Annotated in this window: 16 protein-coding genes; 13 read left to right on the top strand and 3 right to left on the bottom strand. The window is 33.3% G+C overall.

Annotated elements, in window-relative coordinates; genetic code table 11:
* The first annotated feature begins 15 nt into the window (after positions 1-15).
* The 12 genes from CELAL_RS09405 (at position 16) to CELAL_RS09350 (ending at position 12,712) form a co-directional block, all read left to right on the top strand.
* Complete coding sequence (locus tag CELAL_RS09405) at positions 16-945, top strand: bifunctional riboflavin kinase/FAD synthetase (RefSeq protein WP_013550677.1); 930 nt, start codon at positions 16-18, stop codon at positions 943-945.
* A complete protein-coding gene (locus CELAL_RS09400) occupies positions 942-2,252 on the top strand; it encodes an HTTM domain-containing protein (RefSeq protein ID WP_013550676.1) in 1,311 nt (436 codons plus the stop codon). The genes CELAL_RS09405 and CELAL_RS09400 overlap by 4 nt, the downstream gene beginning before the upstream one ends.
* Positions 2,253-2,339: 87 nt before the next feature.
* Complete coding sequence (gene serS, locus CELAL_RS09395; RefSeq protein ID WP_013550675.1) at positions 2,340-3,611, top strand: serine--tRNA ligase; 1,272 nt, start codon at positions 2,340-2,342, stop codon at positions 3,609-3,611.
* Between the two features lie 114 nt (positions 3,612-3,725).
* Positions 3,726-5,510 carry a tetratricopeptide repeat protein gene (locus CELAL_RS09390; protein ID WP_013550674.1) on the top strand — a complete coding sequence of 595 codons (1,785 nt, stop codon included), beginning with the start codon at positions 3,726-3,728 and terminating at the stop codon, positions 5,508-5,510.
* 178 nt (positions 5,511-5,688) lie between these two features.
* On the top strand, positions 5,689-6,000 hold the full coding sequence (locus CELAL_RS09385) for a DUF4286 family protein (RefSeq protein ID WP_013550673.1): 312 nt from the start codon (positions 5,689-5,691) through the stop codon (positions 5,998-6,000).
* Between the two features lie 279 nt (positions 6,001-6,279).
* Positions 6,280-7,149: a 16S rRNA (adenine(1518)-N(6)/adenine(1519)-N(6))-dimethyltransferase RsmA gene (rsmA, locus tag CELAL_RS09380; protein ID WP_013550672.1), complete on the top strand. Its 870-nt coding sequence runs from the start codon at positions 6,280-6,282 to the stop codon at positions 7,147-7,149.
* Positions 7,136-8,491 (top strand): magnesium transporter, encoded by a 1,356-nt coding sequence (gene mgtE / locus CELAL_RS09375; protein WP_013550671.1) that lies wholly within the window; start codon positions 7,136-7,138, stop codon positions 8,489-8,491. The genes rsmA and mgtE overlap by 14 nt, the downstream gene beginning before the upstream one ends.
* 133 nt (positions 8,492-8,624) lie before the next feature.
* Positions 8,625-10,148 carry a carbon-nitrogen hydrolase family protein gene (locus CELAL_RS09370; RefSeq protein ID WP_013550670.1) on the top strand — a complete coding sequence of 508 codons (1,524 nt, stop codon included), beginning with the start codon at positions 8,625-8,627 and terminating at the stop codon, positions 10,146-10,148.
* A 225-nt stretch (positions 10,149-10,373) separates the two neighbouring features.
* Positions 10,374-10,754 (top strand): nuclear transport factor 2 family protein, encoded by a 381-nt coding sequence (locus CELAL_RS09365; RefSeq protein ID WP_013550669.1) that lies wholly within the window; start codon positions 10,374-10,376, stop codon positions 10,752-10,754.
* 138 nt (positions 10,755-10,892) lie between these two features.
* Entirely contained in the window at positions 10,893-11,834 is a 942-nt protein-coding gene (locus CELAL_RS09360) for a 2-hydroxyacid dehydrogenase (protein ID WP_013550668.1), read from the top strand.
* A gap of 85 nt (positions 11,835-11,919) precedes the next feature.
* On the top strand, positions 11,920-12,306 hold the full coding sequence (locus CELAL_RS09355) for a VOC family protein (protein ID WP_013550667.1): 387 nt from the start codon (positions 11,920-11,922) through the stop codon (positions 12,304-12,306).
* 55 nt (positions 12,307-12,361) lie between these two features.
* Entirely contained in the window at positions 12,362-12,712 is a 351-nt protein-coding gene (locus tag CELAL_RS09350; protein ID WP_013550666.1) for a TM2 domain-containing protein, read from the top strand.
* Positions 12,713-12,789: 77 nt separating this feature from the next.
* Here the strand turns inward: CELAL_RS09350 and CELAL_RS09345 are convergent, their stop codons facing one another.
* The 3 genes from CELAL_RS09345 to CELAL_RS09335 all read right to left on the bottom strand — a co-directional run bounded on the left by CELAL_RS09345 (position 12,790) and on the right by CELAL_RS09335 (position 16,477).
* Positions 12,790-14,628, bottom strand: a complete 1,839-nt coding sequence (locus tag CELAL_RS09345) for a GNAT family N-acyltransferase (RefSeq protein WP_013550665.1) — start codon at positions 14,626-14,628, stop codon at positions 12,790-12,792.
* Between the two features lie 122 nt (positions 14,629-14,750).
* Positions 14,751-16,001: an aspartate kinase gene (locus CELAL_RS09340; protein ID WP_013550664.1), complete on the bottom strand. Its 1,251-nt coding sequence runs from the start codon at positions 15,999-16,001 to the stop codon at positions 14,751-14,753.
* A complete protein-coding gene (locus tag CELAL_RS09335) occupies positions 15,998-16,477 on the bottom strand; it encodes a GNAT family N-acetyltransferase (protein ID WP_013550663.1) in 480 nt (159 codons plus the stop codon). Before CELAL_RS09335 ends, CELAL_RS09340 begins: the two co-directional genes overlap by 4 nt.
* Positions 16,478-16,664: 187 nt before the next feature.
* On the opposite strand from CELAL_RS09335, the gene fbp reads away from it, so the two are divergent.
* Positions 16,665-17,675, top strand: coding sequence for a class 1 fructose-bisphosphatase (gene fbp / locus CELAL_RS09330; RefSeq protein ID WP_013550662.1), 1,011 nt, complete (start codon positions 16,665-16,667; stop codon positions 17,673-17,675).
* The last annotated feature ends 24 nt before the right edge of the window (positions 17,676-17,699 follow it).

The following is a 17,699-nucleotide window of genomic DNA, read 5'->3' as shown; positions in this document are numbered from 1 at the left end:
TATTATTTAATTTTTGTGATAACTATTCAAAACATAAGTAAATTCGACAACCAACAACCTACGGCTGTAACTATAGGCACTTTTGACGGTGTTCATATAGGTCATCGAAAGTTATTAGATAGACTCATAAATGATGCCAAGCTTTTAAATTTAAAAGCCACTGTACTTACTTTTTTTCCTCATCCTAGAATGATTTTACAGCAAGATGCAAACATTAAGCTATTAAATACTATTGATGAAAAAATAAAAATTCTAGAAAACATAGGATTAGATTATCTCATGATCTATCCTTTTTCAAAAGAATTTTCAAGACTTTCTGCTACCGATTTTGTAGAATCTATTTTGGTAAAAGGCCTAGCTAGTAAAAAAATTATTATTGGTTACGATCATAGGTTTGGAAGAAATAGAAATGCAGATATTAAAGATTTAATTTCATTTGGTAAAATCTACAGTTTTGAAGTAGAAGAAATTCCAGCACAAGAAATAGATGAAGTTTCTGTAAGCTCTACCAAAATTAGAAAAGCTTTAGAAGAAGGTGATATTACTACTGCAAATGCATACTTAGGCTATAATTACATGTTAACCGGTACCGTTATTCACGGTAAAGGCTTAGGAAAACAGTTAAGTTTCCCTACGGCAAACATTCATATTGAAGAAAATTTTAAACTAATTCCACTAAACGGGGTGTATGTAGTTAAAAGTGAAATTGATAATGCTACTGTTTATGGCATGATGAATATTGGCTTTAACCCAACAGTTTCTGGAAAAGAAAAAAGCATAGAAGTCCACTTTTTTGATTTTGACCAAGACTTATATGGCAAAAAAATACAGATTGATATTTTAGAGCGTCTTCGTGATGAACATAAATTTAACTCTGTAGAAGAATTAAAAAAGCAGCTAGAGCAAGATAAAAAAACTTCGCTAAGCCTAATTGCTAAACCATGAATTCTTTTCTTCTTAAAAAGATAGACAACACAGGTTTAATTCTTTTTAGAATGTTTTTTGGTATTTTAATAAGCTTAGAATGCTACGGCGCCATCCTCACGGGTTGGGTCAAAAGTAATCTTGTAGCACCAAAATTTAATTTCTCTTTTATAGGCTTTGAATGGCTTACCACTATAGCCGGACCAGGAATGTATGTCTACTTTATAGTTATGGGCTCCCTAGGAATTTTAATTTCTATTGGCTACAAATACACCTACAGTATGCTTGCATTTGCACTTATGTGGTCTGGTGTATATCTTATGCAAAAAACATCGTACAACAACCATTACTATTTGTTGATGTTAATCTCTAGCATCATGGTCTTCTTCCCTGCCCATAAAGATTACTCCATAGATGCTAAGTTAAACCCAGAGATTCGCACTAATAAAATGCATGCGTATTTTAAGTACATAATTATACTTCAGTTATTTATTGTTTATACGTATGCTGCTATTGCAAAAGTATATGCTGATTGGTTAAATTTTGAATATATACAGGTACTCATGCAAGGCAAAGCAAACTATTTTTTAATAGGCGATCTCTTGCAACTTCCATGGGTTCATCAAATCATTGCCATTTTCGGAATTTTATTTGATTTACTTATTATTCCTGCCCTACTCTGGAAACCAAGTAGAAAATATGCTTTTATTTTTGCTGTTTTCTTTCATTTAGCTAACTCTATAATCTTTCAAATAGGAATTTTCCCCTATTTAGCATTGGCGTTTACGGTATTCTTTTTTGATCCAAAAAAAATTAGAGCCTTATTTTTTAAAAACACATTGGCCTATACCCCTGCCAAAATCATAACCCCTAAATTTAAAACCCTAATACTAGGAATTTGGATGCTCTATTTCATTTTCCAAATTGGTTTGCCACTACGTCATCATTTTTTTAAAGATGATGTTCTTTGGACAGAAGAAGGCCATAGATTAAGTTGGAGAATGATGCTACGCAAACGAAGTGGCACTGTTCATTTCAATATTGTTGATAAACAGACCAACACCACTACAAGAGTAAATCTAACTCATTATTTAACTAAAAAGCAAATCAGGAAAATTGGCGCTTACCCCGATTTTATTTGGCAATTTGCTCAACATTTGAAAAAAGAAGCTAAAAAGAATAATAAAGAAATTGCAGTTTTTGCCAATGCTAGAGTCAGCATTAACGGAAAGCCTAAACAGCAACTAATAGATCCCAAGGTAGATTTAGCACAAGAAAAATGGCATCATTTTAAACACAATGCCTTTATTCTACCCAGCTCTAAATAGAAGTATTGCCTGAACGCAACAAGTTTTACACTTTCTCTTTTGCGCTATCCTTAATTACCATTAAATTTGAAATCAAAATTTAAGTAGATGCTACAGTTAAATGTTATTAGAGAAAATAAGGATGCTATTATTGAAGCTTTAAAAAAGCGGAATTCTGATGCAGCTTCCCTTATTAATTCTGTATTAGATCTTGATGAAAAAAGAAGAGCTACACAAACTCAATTAGATAACACTTTAGCAGACTCAAACAAACTCTCTAAAGAGATTGGTATCCTTTATAAAAGCGGAAAAGCTCCAGAAGCTAATGCTTTAAAAGAAGAAACCGCCAACTTAAAAGAGACCTCTAAAGAATTATCAGAAGAATTAAATACGATTGCTACAGAGCTTCAAAATGCATTGTATCTAATTCCGAATGTTCCTCATGACTCTGTTCCTACAGGTAAGTCTGAAGAAGACAATGAAGAAATATTTAAAGAAGGTGCTATTCCTGTATTAGCAGATGGTGCGTTACCGCATTGGGAGCTAGCCAAAAAATATGATATTATAGATTTTGAATTGGGTGTTAAAATTGCTGGAGCAGGTTTCCCTGTGTATAAAGGTAAAGGAGCGCGCTTACAACGTGCACTTATCAATTACTTTTTAGATAAAAATACAGCAGCTGGGTATAATGAAATTCAGGTTCCCCATGTAGTAAACGAAGCTTCTGGCTACGGAACCGGGCAATTGCCAGATAAAGAAGGGCAAATGTATTATATGCCTGCAGATGATTTATACCTAATTCCTACTGCAGAAATCCCTGTTACTAATGTGTTCCGTGATGTAATTGTTACTGAAAAAGATTTTCCAATTACACATACCGCCTATACGCCATGCTTTAGAAGGGAAGCAGGTAGTTATGGAGCGCATGTTCGCGGCCTAAATAGATTACATCAGTTTGATAAAGTAGAAATTGTTCGTGTAGAACACCCGAGTAAATCATACGAGGCATTAGACGGCATGGTTGAGCACGTAAAAGGCATTTTACGTGAATTAAAATTACCGTATAGAATATTGCGACTTTGTGCTGGGGATTTAGGCTTCACTTCTGCACTAACGTTTGACTTTGAAGTGTTCTCTACCGCACAAGACCGTTGGTTAGAAATAAGCTCTGTTTCTAATTTTGAAACGTACCAAGCAAACAGATTAAAGCTTCGTTTTAAAGATGAAGATGGCAAAAGCCAATTGGCACATACCTTAAACGGAAGTGCTTTAGCCTTGCCACGGGTATTGGCAGGGATATTAGAAAATTACCAAACACCAGATGGCATTACTATTCCAGAAGTACTTATCCCTTATTGTGGGTTTGATAAAATAGATTAACATTCCTATTTAAGCGCTATAGTTTTCCTATAGCGTTTTTTTTGTGCTTTATTCTTAATTTTTATCCTCATTAAAAGAAATAAGTTTCTGCGTATCTTTGAGTAAAAAGCAGTCTTGAAAATTTTTCTATCCTTATTTATTTTTCTTTGCCTACAGCTATCTCACGCACAAGAGTATAACTTAGCGAAGCAGTACCTAAATGATGGCGAATTTGAAAAAGCAGTAGTTTACTTTGAAAAGCTTGTCAAACAGAACCCCTACAGAAGTGATTATTCTGAAGATTTAATTGCCTGCTACCAACAGTTAGAACGTTATGAGGATGCAGAAAAGATTCTTATCAGCAAATTAGAAAGCAAAAAATCACACCCTGTTTTAATTGTAGATCTAGGATACAATTATACTCTACAAAAGGAAGATAGTAAGGCCACAGAAATGTACGAACAAGCACTAGCAGTAATTCCTAAAAATCCAAACTTTGCCTTTAGCATTGGCTCTAGGTTTCAGAAATACACCCTGCTAGACTATTCCGAGAAAGCTTTTTTAAGCGGAATGGAAACTAATCCCGAATTAGATTTTAATTTTCCTTTAGCTAAAATTTATGGCGAACAAGGGAAAATAGAAGAAATGTACTTGGCATTCATCAATTTATTAAAGAACGGAAGTACTTCTATGGCTAGTGTGCTTAGAAGTATCGATGATTTTGTAACCGAAGATGCACAGGCCGAAAATAATATCATTTTTAAGAAACTTCTATTAAAAAATGCACAAAGAGATCCTGACACTTTATGGAATGAGCTATTGAGCTGGCTTTTTGTTCGGCAACTACAATACAAAAGTGCCTTTACACAAGAAAAAGCTATTTATAAACGATCAGAAGCAAGTTCATTAACTAGAATCCAAGATTTAGGAAAACTTGCATTGACACATAAAGATTATGAAACTGCAGATGCCATTTTTGAATTTATTATTTCTAATAGTACTAATGATGCATATAAATTAAATGCAGAACTAAACAGAATTGATATTCAGCTTCTAGATGCTAACGAACAGAAGCTAACGCAATTGGAGTCATTATTTGAAAGTATGCTAGAGGAATATGGGTATAAAAACACTACCCTCCAATTACAAATTGCTTATGCTAACTTTCTAACCTTTCAGAAAAACAATCCTGAAAAGGCTATCGTTATTCTTAAAAAAAGTTTAGAATTACCCTTGAATACTTATGGTAAAGCCTATTTAAAAATGGCTTTAGGAGATATTTTAGTGTATGATCAAAAATTTAACCAAGCACTAATCTATTTTTCTCAAATTCAGCAAGAATTAAAGAATGATGTAGTAGCACAAAATGCACGTTTTAAAGTTGCTCAAACTAGTTTTTATAAAGGAGATTTTGAATGGGCACTAACGCAACTAAAAGTGCTCCGGAGTTCTACATCACAACTTATCGCTAACGACGCCATGCAACTGAGTTTATTAATTTCTGATAACTCTTTGGAAGACTCAACGCAAACGGCTTTAAAAATTTATGCAAAGGCAGATTTATTAGCGTATCAGAAAAAAAATAAAGAGGCTATAGCCACGCTAGAACTTATATTAAAAGATCATAAAGGAGAAAAGATTGAAGATGAAGCCTTATTAAAACAAGGGCAACTTTTAGAAAAACTAAATGATTTTGATAGAGCAAAATTCAACTACCAAAAAATAATTGAGTTTTACGGGAATGATATTTTAGCCGATGACGCCTATTTTGCTATTGCACAATTGTATGAAAATCAATTTAACAACATAGAGAAAGCCAAAGAAAGCTACGAAAAAATCATTTACAACTATCAAGACAGTTACTACTTTCCGCAAGCTCGAAAAAACTTTAGGCGTTTACGCGGCGATGCTATTGAATGATGTTTAATGGTTGAAAAAATGGCTAAAACTAACTTTTCATCAAGTTAAAAGCGCTAATAATTTTTAACGCTATTAAAAGCAAGTATAAATTAAAAATGCCCCTCTACTTGTATTTGTGGGTGTACTATTTAACTTCTACCTTTGTTCCCTATACTTTACACTTAATATTTAAATCCTAATGTACATATACAACGTTACTTCAAACATAGACGAATCCATCCACGAACAATGGTTAAGTTGGATGAAAGAAAGTCATATTCCTGATATGCTAGCTACCGGAAAATTTAGTGCAGCAAAGTTATGCCGTGTTTTAATCGAAGAAGAAATGGGAGGCGTTACCTATTCCGTTCAATACACCACCACCTCCAAGGATGAACTTGAAAAGTATTACAAAGAAGATGCTCCACGATTAAGGCAAGAAGCAATGAAGCTTTTTGCTGATAAAATATTAGCCTTCAGAACGGAACTAGAAGTTATAAGTGAACACTAAAATCTATATTTTCCCCATTGGAAGTGTTAAGAAAATTTAATATTCTATATACGGACGAAAATTAAAAGGGAGTACAGATTGTTTAAACGGGTATATCCTATCTGAAGAAAAAGTAGTTTTAAAAAAAACTCTGGTTGAAGGAATTCTTTTCGAAACTACAACTGAAGAATTATCCCAATCTGATGACTACAAAGGTTATAAACACCAAAGAATATGGGTAACACTAAGCTCTCGCAAATAAGCTTGATGCTAGGTAAAGCCCAAATAAAAGTCTAAAAAATGGCTCAGAAAGAATATAAGAAAAACAAAGCAATGTTTAATGCCCAAAAAGGGTCTAAACAGAATAGTCCGGTAAAAGCCAAAAAACATTTAGGACAACACTTTTTAAAAGACGAAGACATTGCAAAACAAATTGCAGAAACACTAACTTTTAAAGGGTATGAAAATGCTATTGAAATAGGTCCTGGAACTGGGGTATTAACCAAATATATACTAGAGCAAGATATCAACTTGGTAGCCATGGATCTAGATTCAGAATCCATCGTATATCTTAATGATAGCTTTCTTTTAGAACACCCAAAATTTATCGGCAGAAAAAAAGAGTTTAAAGTCATTGAAGCCGATTTTTTAAAATATGATGTTAGCACTTTGTTCGGTGATGAACAATTTGCGATAACGGGTAATTTTCCTTACAATATTTCTACCCAAATTGTATTTAAACTACTAGAAATACGAAATTTAGTCCCAGAATTTTCAGGGATGTTTCAGAAAGAAGTAGCACAGCGTATTTGTGAAAAAGAAGGCAGTAAAACCTACGGAATCTTATCTGTTTTAGTACAGGCATTTTTTGATGCTGAATATTTATTTACGGTTCCTCCTACTGTTTTTAATCCTCCACCAAAAGTAGAATCTGGTGTCTTACGATTAACGAGAAAAGAAAACCAAACGCTAGATTGTAATGAAAAATCACTCTACAGAGTCGTAAAAGCGGCTTTTGGCCAGCGTAGAAAAACAATTCGTAACAGTTTAAAAACATTTAACCTTTCTGATAGTCTTAGAGAAGATACTATCTTTGACAAGAGACCAGAACAGCTATCTGTTACTGACTTTATTTCACTTACAAACAAGATTGACAATGATACCGTTTAAACTCACTGAAGAGCTAATCACCGACATAGAGAACTTTATCGAAACTAAGAACAATAGTGCATTACTATCGCTTTTAGAAGACATTCACTATGCAGATATTGCTGAGATCATTAATGAGTTAAATGAAGATGAAGCAACATATATTATTAAGCTTCTAAATAGTGATAAGACTTCAGATATTCTTACGGAATTAGACGATGATGTCCGTGAAAGTATTTTAGGAAATTTATCTGCCAAAGAAATTGCTAAAGAATTAGATGAGTTAGATACCGATGATGCTGCAGATATTGTTGGCGAGCTTCCAAAAGAGATGGTTCAGCAAGTTATCTCTAAGTTAGAAGATAGAGAGCATGCTAAAGACATTGTAGACCTTCTCCGTTTCGATGAAAATTCTGCTGGGGGTTTAATGGCAAAAGAGTTGGTAAAAGTAAATGAAAACTGGAATGTACTTACCTGCGTTAAAGAAATGCGTGTACAAGCAGAAAATGTTACCCGTGTTCATTCTATTTACGTAGTGGATGATGAAGGTAAATTAAAAGGCAGGTTATCTTTAAAAGATTTATTAACTACCTCTACAAAAACGCACATTAAAGACGTTTACATCTCAAAAGTAGACCATGTTAATGTCAATGAAAAGCCCGAAGAAGTAGCTAGAATAATGTCTAAGTATGATTTAGAAGCTATTCCAGTTATCGATGAAATAGGCCGTTTAGTTGGCCGTATTACTATTGATGATATTGTAGATGTTATAAGAGAAGAAGCAGAGAAAGATTACCAAATGGCTGCGGGTATTTCTAAAGATGTAGAAGCAGATGATAGTATTTGGGAATTAACTAAAGCACGTTGGCCTTGGTTATTAATTGGTATGATGGGCGGACTTGGAGCCGCAAGTATCATTAGTGGCTTTCAAGAAGCATTAACTAAGTTTCCTGTTTTATTAATCTTTATTCCTTTAATGCAAGCTACTGCAGGTAATGTTGGTGTCCAATCATCAGCTATTGTAGTGCAAGGTCTAGCCAACGACACCATAAAAGGAGCTATTTGGGGCAGGCTTGGTAAAGAATTACTTTTAGGTCTTGTAAATGGTTTAGCCCTAGCTTTTGTATTTTTAATAATAAGTCATTTTGGTTTTAAAACTACATACCTAGAATCTATTGCCATTGGTATAGCTCTTGTCACTGTGGTTGTAAACGCTGCAGTAATCGGAACATTTATCCCTATTTTCTTAAACAAACGAGGAATAGATCCTGCCATTGCCACAGGTCCATTTATAACTACAAGTAATGATGTCCTAGGTATTCTCATCTACTTTTCTATAGCCAAAGTTTTTCTAGGGTTTTAACACCAATTAACTCTTTAAGCGTCAGACCATCAACTAATTTTATAGTGAAATTATTTAAATAAAATTATTTTTTAGATCTTTAATAATTACTATTAAAAAAAGTTGTAATCTTTGCGCAATAATTGCTTGCCTTATGATAAGAAATATAGAAAATATTGAATTAGAGTTTTTAACCATTGACGATTATCAAGCCTTGAAATCTGCAATGATTGAAACATATCCTAATATGGAGAATGCATATTGGAAAGAAGAATTAATTCAAAAATTAATAAACGATTTCCCACAAGGTCAAGTCGTTATAAAAGTTAATGGAAATTTAGCTGGTTGCGCGTTATCATTACGAGTAGACTATGCAGAATTTGATAGACCACACACGTATAGAGAAGTCACTGGTAACTATACCTTCAACACCTTAAAAAAAGATGGTGATGTGCTATATGGCATTGAAGTATTTATTAAGTCTGAATTTAGAGGTTTACGTTTAGGAAGACGTTTATATGACTATCGTAAAGAACTTTGCGAAAGAGAAAATTTAAGAGGTATAATCTTTGGAGGTCGTATTCCTAATTACCACAAATATTCAGATGATTTATCTCCTAAACAATACATAGAAAGCGTTAGGCGTAAAGAAATTCATGATCCGGTTTTAAACTTTCAAATTTCTAATGATTTTCACCCCTCAAAAATCATGAAGGGTTATCTTGAAGGAGATGCGCAGTCTAATGAATATGCTGTTCTTTTAGAATGGGACAATATCTATTACCAAAAAACGAATACAAAAGCAGCTACTAAGAAAAAAGTAGTGCGTTTAGGCCTTATTCAATGGCAAATGCGGAGCTATAAAAACCTAGAAGATTTAATGCAACAGGCAGAATTTTTTATTGATTCTGTTTCCGGTTACCGTTCAGATTTTGCTTTATTTCCCGAGTTTTTCAATGCGCCTTTAATGGCGGAGAATAACCACCTAAAGGAATCTGATGCCATTAGAGAGCTGGCAAAACATACGTCAGAAATAGTTAAGAAATTCTCAGAATTGGCCATCTCCTACAACATCAATATCATTACAGGTAGTATGCCTGAAATTAAAGATGACCGCTTGTATAATGTGGGTTATTTATGTAAAAGAGATGGAACTACAGAACGCTATGAAAAATTACATGTTACTCCAGATGAAGCAAAAGTATGGGGTATGCAAGGTGGCTCTGAATTACGCACATTTGATACAGATTGTGGTAAAATAGGAATATTGATTTGCTATGACTCTGAATTTCCTGAGCTAAGTAGATTGCTTGCAGATGACGGTATGGATATTTTGTTCGTTCCATTTTTAACCGATACACAAAATGGATATTCTAGAGTCCGTCATTGCGCACAAGCGAGAGCCATAGAAAATGAATGTTATGTAGCTATAGCCGGTAGTGTTGGGAATTTACCACGTGTAAATAATATGGATATTCAATATGCACAATCTATGGTGTTTACACCTTGCGATTTTTCTTTTCCTGCGAACGGTATAAAGGCAGAGGCTACACCTAATACAGAAATGATATTGATCTGTGATGTAGATATTGATTTATTGAGAGAGCTTAACCAATTTGGTAGTGTAAAGAACTTAAAAGACCGCAGAAAAGATTTATTTGAGTTGAAGAAAAAATAAATTTTTAAATCATCTTATAAAAGCATTAATTAAGACACCTTAAAGAGATCAATAGAAGTCTCTTAAAATTAATAGCATAAATAGCCGAATTAGGTCTGTCCATTCAGATTTGATTCGGCTATTAGTATTATAAACAACTAGTAAACAAGACTTTTAACAACGCTAAAACTATCGTATATTGTAACGCTATGTGCTATTTTTAATAGCAATAAATCCAGAGGAGCAATGACCACAATAGAGGATAATAAAAAAAATGCTATCGCCTTTTACAAAATGGCTTATGAAGGAAACCCCAAGGCTGCTATAGAAAAATATGTAGGGAAAGAATACACACAACACAACCCTGCGGTAGCAAACGGATTAAATGGTTTCATAAGCTATTTTGAAAGAATGCAAAATGAATACCCCGAAAAGTCTATAGAATTTGTTAGAGCGATTGCTCAAGACGATTTAGTAGCACTACATTCTCATCAGGTTTGGCCTGATAATGACGAATATGTTACCATGGATTTTTTTAGATTTGACAAACAAGGTAAAATCTGCGAACATTGGGATGCTATTCAGCAAATTCCTAAAACATCTGCAAATCCAAATAAAATGTACTAAATTATCGTTAGATAAAAGTATACTCAATTTTAAATGATACAACTTTGAGGTCATAAAATTCTAGTGAGACAGCAATTGCCAAATATAGCTAGAGACAATATTCCAAACTGATTACTAAAAATTATAACCAAATTAAAAATGCGCGTATTACATTTAGATGTGAATCATCCTTTAATTATTGAACAGTTTAATGAATTAGGTTTTATAAATGATGAAGATTACACCTCAAGCAAAGAGCAAATAGAAGCTAAGATTCATACCTATGACGGTATTATTATCCGAAGTAGATTTAGTCTTGATCACAAATTTTTAGAAAAAGCTACCAATTTAAAATTTATAGGAAGACTAGGTGCTGGATTAGAAAATATAGACACCGATTATGCAAAGGATAGGGGAATCTTCTTAGCTGCAGCTCCAGAAGGCAATAGGAATGCTGTAGGAGAACATACTCTAGGAATGCTTTTATCTCTTTTCAACAATTTAAATAAAGCAGACCAAGAGGTAAGACACGGTAAATGGGATAGAGAAGGAAACCGTGGAATAGAACTAGACGGTAAAACTGTTGGCATTATTGGGTACGGAAATATGGGAAAAGCTTTTGCTAAAAAACTCAGAGGTTTTGATGTAGAAGTACTTTGCTACGATATTAAAGGCGGTATCGATGATGAAAACGCACGCCAAGTTGGTATTATGGAAATTAAACAAAAATGTGATGTCATTAGTCTTCACGTACCCCAAACACCAAGTACCATAAATATGATAAACAAAGAATTTATCGATGGCTTTAGTAAAAACATTTGGATATTGAACACCGCAAGAGGCAAATGTATAGTAACACAAGATTTGGTTGATGGATTAAAAAGCGGTAAAATTTTAGGTGCTGGACTCGATGTTTTAGAATATGAAAAAACATCTTTTGAAAATATGTTTACAGAAAAAGAATTACCTGAAGCTTTTAAATACTTAATCGAAGCACAGAATGTTATTTTAACACCACATGTTGGTGGGTGGACAGTAGAAAGCAAAATAAAACTAGCACAAACGGTAGTAGATAAAATTAAGGCCAAATTTAGCGTTTAGATTGTTTTAGAAACAAAATTTCTAGACCTATATATACTATTAGCAAAAGAGCATTCTAGAGTGAAGCTCTAAAAAACAATCAAGAATGAAAAATAGAGTTACAGGTTTAGGTGGATTTTTTTTCAAAACAAAAAACCCAGATGCCATTAAAAAATGGTACAACAACCATTTGGGATTAAACACAGATCAATACGGCTGCACTTTTTGGTGGAAAGATAAAGAAGGCAAAGATTGCAGTACGCAATGGAGCCCAATGAATCAAGACACGGACTATTACGAACCTAGTAAATCATCTTTCATGATGAATTTCAGGGTAGAAAATTTAGTAGAATTGATTGCAGTTTTGAAAGAAGAAGGCGTAACAATTGTAGGTGAAATTCAAGAATTTGAGTATGGAAAATTTGGATGGATTCTTGATCCAGACGGAAATAAAATAGAACTCTGGGAACCAATAGACGCTGCATTTCTTTGATTTAGAAATTATTGCTACATTTAGACCAGTTTAACAACAAATAACAATTCAACCAATGTCAGAAGAACAAAAAGATTTAGGAGACAATACAAATGACTTTGCAGATAATGCAAACAAAACTGCAAATGAATTTGCCAATGGAGCACAAGAAGCGCTATCTGGAGTTTCTGCAGGAGAAGAGAACAAAAAGGTACTTGCCGGAGTATTGGCCTTATTATTAGGATACTTAGGCGTACATAAATTTATATTGGGATACCAAAAAGAAGGTATCATTCAAATTATCGCAACCATAGTAACTTGCGGATTTGCAGGTCTTGTTGGTTTTGTTGAAGGAATCATCTACTTAACAAAATCTGATGAAGAATTTTACAATACATACCAAGTAGGTAGAAAGCCTTGGTTCTAAGCAACCATTGATAATTAAAAAGCAAAAAGCCAAATCATAATATTTGGCTTTTTTTATTTACAAATAGTAAGGTTTTATTATTCTGAATCTGTAGCAGTAGCATCCTGTCCTGCAGCCATTTTACGCTCTAATTCTGCCTGAAACTCTTCCATTACTGGTTTAACCGTATCTTCTGGCAAGTCCGCTATTTTTATATACATTAACCCATCTACTGAATTATTAAACAGTGGGTCTACATTAAAAGCAACCACTTTAGCATTCTGCTTTATGTATTTTTTTATCAAAACGGGGAGACGTAAACTTCCTGGCTCTACCTCATCAATTAATTTATCGAACTTATTTAAATCTGCTTGAGTTTCATCAAAAACAAACTCTTTATCTGCATCTTTAAGTTTTACTTTAAATTCTTTTTTAGGCCTAATATATTGCGCTACATACGGATCCCAATAATTAGACTTCATGAACTCAATCATCAAGGATTTTGAAAAGTTAGAGAACTGATTGCTTATACTTACACCTCCTATTAAATACTTATGTTCTGGAAAACGTAATGTCGTATGAACAATACCTTTCCAAAGTAAAAATAATGGCATAGGTTTTTGCTGGTATTCTTTTACGATATATGCCCTACCCATTTCAATAGATTCACTCATCATAGGATAAAGCTCTGGCTCTACCCTAAACAAATCCTGAAGGTAAAACCCATCAATACCATACGCTTTAAAAATCTCAGACCCTAAGCCCATTCTATAGGCACCAACTATAGCTTTCTCTTGTTCATCCCATAAAAATAAATGATGATAATACGCATCAAATTGATCAAGGTCAATAGAATTGTTTGTCCCCTCTCCTATGGCTCTAAAAGTAACTTCTCGCTGTCTTCCAATTTCTTGTAAGATATTTGGCATATCATTTTCCACTGCCAAGAAAACTTCATAATTTTTACTCTGCAATAATCTACAGCCCTTTTCTCTAAGTTTTAAGATCTCTTCTTCTATTATTTCAGGACTAATCGCTGAAGCAATTTTACGAGGTGCTTTTGGTAATTTTAAAGAAGTTGGTATTTGCTCTCTAATTCGTTCTGTAAACCCTTCTTTTTCATAGGCATTTGAAAGCATATATGTTTTTCTACGAAGCAAATCCGTATACTCTTCTAGGGTAATTTGTTCTTTCTGAGTTTTGACAGATATGGGCTGTCCTATTCTAATTTTTATAGGTCGGTTTCTTTGAGTAAAAACTTCCGAAGGTATTTTTGCAGTTCTAAATACACCGTTTAACTTCGCTAAACGATAAAACAAGCGGCTATTTCTTGCATGGAAATATATGGGAACAACAGGCACTTCTGCTTTGCGAATAAGTTTTAAAGCTGCCCCTTCCCAGGGTTTATCAACAAGAAGTTTGTCATCTTTTAAAGTTGATACCTCTCCAGCAGGAAAGATACTTAGCGGATGCCCGTCTTTTAAATGTTGCAATGCAGTTTTAAATCCAGACAAGCTACTTTTAACATCTTTCCTAGTTTCAAAAGGATTTACAGGAATTATAAATGGAACAATTGGCTCCATACGTTGTAACAGAAAATTAGTCATGATTTTAAAATCAGGACGGTATTCTGCCATCAGTTTTATTAATATAATGCCATCTATAGCTCCAAGCGGATGATTAGATACCGTTACAAAGGCTCCCTCTTTTGGCAACCTTTTAAAGTCCTCCTCAGGAATTTGAAAATCTATTTCAAAATGTTTTATAATAGCCTCTGCATAAGCTTTGCCTTCTAAATGCTTAATACTATCATAAACACGATTAATACTTGATATTCTAGTGACTTTCATAAGAACCCATCCTATAAAAGTACCTAAAAATCCATATTTATCAATCTTTATTGCTTTCGCAACTTCCTTCGCGGTTACTAAACCCATATTGTCTTACCCATTTTTCCTGCATGCTAATATAGGAAAATCGTTACTTGGCTTTTACCTTTTAATTTCTTTTTTAAAAAAAAGAACCCTTTTACTGAAGTTTAGTAAGGACTATCAAAAGATTACTTAACAACTAACTGTACTGTTTCTTTACCACGCTGTTCTAATAAAATTTCTTTTCCATTTTGCAGTGATGTTATTGCTTCTGTATCAAAATGGCGAATCGTATACAGGGAAACATCTTCTTGATGATTTACTTTAAACTTTCTTTTCAAAATTTCAAGTAATTCATTCAATCTACCGTATTTATTTTCTACGCAAACTGAAAAACTAATTGCAGAATTTTGAATTAGATCAACCTTCATTTTATGATCGTGTAAAAGTTTAAAAAGTTCACTAATACTATCTTCTACAATAAATGAAAAATCTAAGGAAGATAATTTCATTAAAACTTGATTCTTTTTCACGATAAAACAAGGCACTTTAGGTTCTATACCTACGCCTTTACCAACTGTAGTTCCAGCATTCTTAGGTTCTAAAAACGACTTTACAAGTAATGGAATTTCTTTGCGCTGTAAAGGCTGTAATGTTTTAGGGTGAATTACAGACGCTCCATAAAAAGCCAACTCAATAGCTTCTCTATATGAAATTTGATTTAACAATTGAGCATTATCAAAATACCTTGGATCTGCATTTAGCACCCCAGGAACATCTTTCCAAATAGTTACTGCAGTAGCGTTTAAACAATAGGCTAAAATTGCAGCAGAATAATCGGACCCTTCTCTCCCTAATGTTGTCGTAAAATTATTATCATCACTACCTATAAACCCTTGTGTAATGTATAATTTACTTTTATCTATTCCTTTTGTAATATTTTCTTGCGTCTTCTCCCAATTAATGGCTGCATCTCTATAATTATCATTCGTTTTAATATAATCACGAACATCTAACCATGTATTTATAATACCTACTTCATTTAAATAAGCACTTAAAATAGTAGTAGAAACTAATTCTCCATATCCGATTACTTGATCGTATACAAAGCTATGTTTTGGAGATTTATTCCAAGCTAAAAAACCTTGAACTTCATCAAACAAATCTTTTATTTGTTTAAATATTGGATGCTTATCATTTTCAAACAAGTCCATTAAAATATCATTATGATACTTAAGGACATCTTGTATTGCAGAAGCAACTTCTGATTTATCTTTAAAGTAATTAGTCACAACAGTTTCCATTGCATTGGTTGTTTTCCCCATTGCAGAAACTACAACTAAAGTATGGTCATACCCTACTTGCTCTAAAACACTCACTAAATTTTTTACTCCATCTGCATCTTTAACAGATGCGCCTCCAAACTTAAAAATTCTCATATATTAGCAATATAATTTTTAATACCATTTTCATCTAATTGAACCACGTCCCAATCGCGCATAACATTTGCACCTTTACTTTCATAAAATTTTACCGCAGGTTCATTCCAATCTATAACTTCCCAGTTTATTCTTTTAACACCTAAACCATGGCCATACTTAACTACCTCATTTAATAAGGCAGTACCCATTCCTGTTCCACGCATCTCCTCCGTAACTATTAAATCTTCTAAATGAATAATAGGTCCTTTCCATGTAGAATATCTATTATAGACTAAAGCCATTCCTTTAATTTTAGCACCAACCTCTGCAACAAAACAATGAAACAGTATTTTTGTCCCAAAACCATCCCGAATTAAATCTTCTAAGGTCACTTCAACGGCATTTTCCTCCTTTTCAAAGATGGCAAGTTCTTTAATCAAGGATAAAACTTGACTCATGTCTTCTTTTTTTGCTTCTCTTATTGAAAATTTCATCACTCTTTTTTTTAGATTTTAATAATCATTAGTTAGGTTTTTTTATCAATTCTCAATATGAAGCCTAACTCGTTTTTTATTGTTACAAATATAACATGAAGTTACAAATTTAAAAAACATTAATTTAACGAAAACGTTATAGTATCACAAAAAAGACGATATTTGTACGTAAATAAACACTATAATCATGACTAAACAATACAAAACTCTGGGAGAGTTTATTATTGAAAATCAAGACTCTTTTAAATATTCTTCTGGAGAATTATCTAGATTATTAAACGGATTACGGCTAGCAGCAAAAGTTGTAAATCATGAAGTTAACAAAGCCGGATTAGTAGATATTCTTGGAGAAGCTGGAGATCAAAACATCCAAGGTGAAAACCAACAAAAATTAGACGTGCTTGCAAATGAGAAGTTTATACAAACCTTAAAAAAAAGAGAAATTGTTTGTGGAATAGCCTCTGAAGAAGAAGATGACTTTATAAGTATCAATAGTTTTGACAATCAGCATCAAAATAAATATGTGGTTTTAATAGATCCACTTGATGGTTCTTCTAATATTGATGTAAATGTTTCTGTTGGAACTATATTTTCTATCTACAGACGTGTTACTCCAGTAGGCACCCCAGTTACTATTGATGATTTTCTTCAACCAGGTGTTAACCAAATTGCTGCAGGATATATTATCTATGGAACATCAACCATGTTAGTATATACAACTGGTGATGGGGTAAACGGGTTTACCTTAAACCCAGCTTTAGGTACATTCTATCTATCACACCCAAATATGAGATACCCTGACACAGGAAATATTTATTCTATAAATGAAGGTAATTATGTTCATTTTTCGCAAGGCGTAAAAGATTATATAAAATACTGTCAGAAAGAAGAGGACGATAGACCTTACACTTCACGTTACATTGGATCTTTAGTATCTGACTTCCATAGAAACATGATAAAAGGAGGTATTTATATGTACCCAAAGAGTAGTGTTGCGACTGAGGGTAAATTACGTTTGTTATATGAATGTAACCCTATGGCTTTTGTTGCAGAACAAGCAAACGGCTTAGCTAGCGATGGAAAAAATAGAATTATGGAAATAGATCCAAAAGAATTGCACCAACGCGTACCTTTCTTTTGTGGCAGCCGAAAAATGGTGGAAAAAGCGGAGGAGTTTATAAAAAAAGCAAATGCTTAATTTAAAAATGGTATAAAAAAAAGG

The organism is Cellulophaga algicola DSM 14237 (assembly GCF_000186265.1).
Lineage (GTDB): Bacteria > Bacteroidota > Bacteroidia > Flavobacteriales > Flavobacteriaceae > Cellulophaga > Cellulophaga algicola.
The sequence above is the reverse complement of the archived record's forward strand: the minus strand, read 5'-3'. Positions and strand labels throughout refer to the sequence as shown.

Excerpts from the sequence above, each read along its gene's own strand:
- CELAL_RS09370 (WP_013550670.1), top strand. The coding sequence starts at position 8,625 with ATGATAAGAAATATAGAAAATATTGAATTAGAGTTTTTAACCATTGAC.
- rsmA (WP_013550672.1), top strand. The coding sequence starts at position 6,280 with ATGGCTCAGAAAGAATATAAGAAAAACAAAGCAATGTTTAATGCCCAA.
- CELAL_RS09350 (WP_013550666.1), top strand. The coding sequence starts at position 12,362 with ATGTCAGAAGAACAAAAAGATTTAGGAGACAATACAAATGACTTTGCA.
- mgtE (WP_013550671.1), top strand. The coding sequence starts at position 7,136 with ATGATACCGTTTAAACTCACTGAAGAGCTAATCACCGACATAGAGAAC.
- CELAL_RS09340 (WP_013550664.1), bottom strand. The coding sequence starts at position 16,001 with ATGAGAATTTTTAAGTTTGGAGGCGCATCTGTTAAAGATGCAGATGGA.
- CELAL_RS09360 (WP_013550668.1), top strand. The coding sequence starts at position 10,893 with ATGCGCGTATTACATTTAGATGTGAATCATCCTTTAATTATTGAACAG.
- CELAL_RS09355 (WP_013550667.1), top strand. The coding sequence starts at position 11,920 with ATGAAAAATAGAGTTACAGGTTTAGGTGGATTTTTTTTCAAAACAAAA.
- serS (WP_013550675.1), top strand. The coding sequence starts at position 2,340 with ATGCTACAGTTAAATGTTATTAGAGAAAATAAGGATGCTATTATTGAA.
- fbp (WP_013550662.1), top strand. The coding sequence starts at position 16,665 with ATGACTAAACAATACAAAACTCTGGGAGAGTTTATTATTGAAAATCAA.
- CELAL_RS09385 (WP_013550673.1), top strand. The coding sequence starts at position 5,689 with ATGTACATATACAACGTTACTTCAAACATAGACGAATCCATCCACGAA.
- CELAL_RS09400 (WP_013550676.1), top strand. The coding sequence starts at position 942 with ATGAATTCTTTTCTTCTTAAAAAGATAGACAACACAGGTTTAATTCTT.
- CELAL_RS09365 (WP_013550669.1), top strand. The coding sequence starts at position 10,374 with ATGACCACAATAGAGGATAATAAAAAAAATGCTATCGCCTTTTACAAA.
- CELAL_RS09335 (WP_013550663.1), bottom strand. The coding sequence starts at position 16,477 with ATGAAATTTTCAATAAGAGAAGCAAAAAAAGAAGACATGAGTCAAGTT.
- CELAL_RS09345 (WP_013550665.1), bottom strand. The coding sequence starts at position 14,628 with ATGGGTTTAGTAACCGCGAAGGAAGTTGCGAAAGCAATAAAGATTGAT.